Raw genomic sequence first — 1,496 nt, forward strand, 5'->3', positions numbered from 1 at the left:
TGCCCTGGACGCCGTGGGCGCCACCACGGGCGGCAATCTGACGATGACCGGCGCGGTCGTCGGCTCGCCCGGGTTCATGTCGCCCGAGCAGGTGCGCGGCGAGCCGGTCACGGCCGCCAGCGATGTCTTCTGCCTCGGCTCGGTGCTGGCCTTCGCCGCCACCGGACGTCAGCCCTTCGGCAATGTGGACAGCGGTATCCACGCCCTGATGTACCGAATAGCCCAGGAGGAGCCCGATCTGGTGGGGCTCCCCGAGGGGGCGCGCGGGCTGGTCACCGCGTGTCTGAACAAGGACCCGGCCAAGCGGCCCTCGGTGGAAGAGCTGGTCGCCGCCACCCACCCGGTGACCGACGACGGCGAGCCCTGGCTGCCGGGCGGGCTGCTCGCCCGGCTCGGACGGGACGCGCTGCAACTGCTGGAGGTGGAGGCCGAGAACGCTCAGCCGGACGCCACCGCGCCGCAGCAGGGCCCGTCGGCGTACGGCCACCCGCAGGCCGGCCCCGGTCCGCATACGCCGCCCGGTCCGCACACACCGCCCAGCCCGTACGCCTCCCCGTCCGCGTACGCGACGCCCCAGGGACACGGGTACGCGATGAACGCCCAGCCCTGGCAGGGCGGCTATCAGGCACCGGTCGGCTACCCCCTCTCCGGTACGAGGCTGAGGCCGATCCGGGGTCTGGCCACCGCGCTGCTGAGCATGTTCGGCGTCTGGACGGTGCTGACCCTGCTCGACATGGCGCTGAACATCTCGCTGCTCGACACGTACTCCGGCAGCGAACCCGACATGCTCTCCACCAGGGCCAGTGACATCGATTCGCTGGGCACCGGCATCGGTGTCGCCGTGTGCGTGCTCGCCGTGCTGTGGCTGATCTGGTTCCGGACCGCCTACATCAACTCCACGGTGCTGAGTCCCGGGCTGCCGCGGTTCGGCAGCGGCTATGCCGTGGGCGCCTGGTTCATCCCGGTCGCCCAACTGTGGCTGCCCAAGCAGATCGCCAACGACATCTGGACCGCCAGCACTCCCCCGGCGCCCGGACGTCACGGACGCGCGGTGCTGCACTGGTGGTGGACGGCTTTCGTAGTCATGTTCCTGATGTTCCCGGTGCACGGGGCCAGCGAGATCGTCAGCGACAGCGGCAGGGCGGAGCGGCTCGGCGTCATCATCAACATCGCCGACGACGCCATCGGCCTCCTGGCGGCGGTGCTGGCCATCGGCGTGGTGCGGCGGATCACCAAGATGCAGGAGCGGCGGGCCGCGCAGCCCATCGGTCAGGCGCAGCAGCCCGCCGGGGTGTTCGGCCCGCCCGCGGCGTAGCGCGGCCGACGGCCCGCCCGCGGCGTGGTGACGCCGGCGTGCGGGCCGCTCTCCCGTCCGAGGGTCAGGGGCTCAAAGGCCCAGAGGCCCAGAGGCTCAGAGGAACGAGTTGATCTGGATGGTCTCGTCGCGGCCCGGTCCGACGCCGATCGCCGAGATCGGGGCGCCCGACATCTCCTCC

General features: G+C 71.8%; 1 protein-coding gene. It reads left to right on the forward strand.

Annotated features, from left to right (window positions below; translation table 11 throughout):
• The coding region (locus KN815_RS46180; RefSeq protein WP_216347764.1) for a DUF4328 domain-containing protein at window positions 1-1,315 on the forward strand (1,315 nt) is incomplete at its 5' end.
• Window positions 1,316-1,496: the final 181 nt, after the last annotated feature.

The sequence above is a fragment of the Streptomyces niphimycinicus genome, assembly GCF_018883605.1.
Lineage (GTDB): Bacteria > Actinomycetota > Actinomycetes > Streptomycetales > Streptomycetaceae > Streptomyces > Streptomyces niphimycinicus.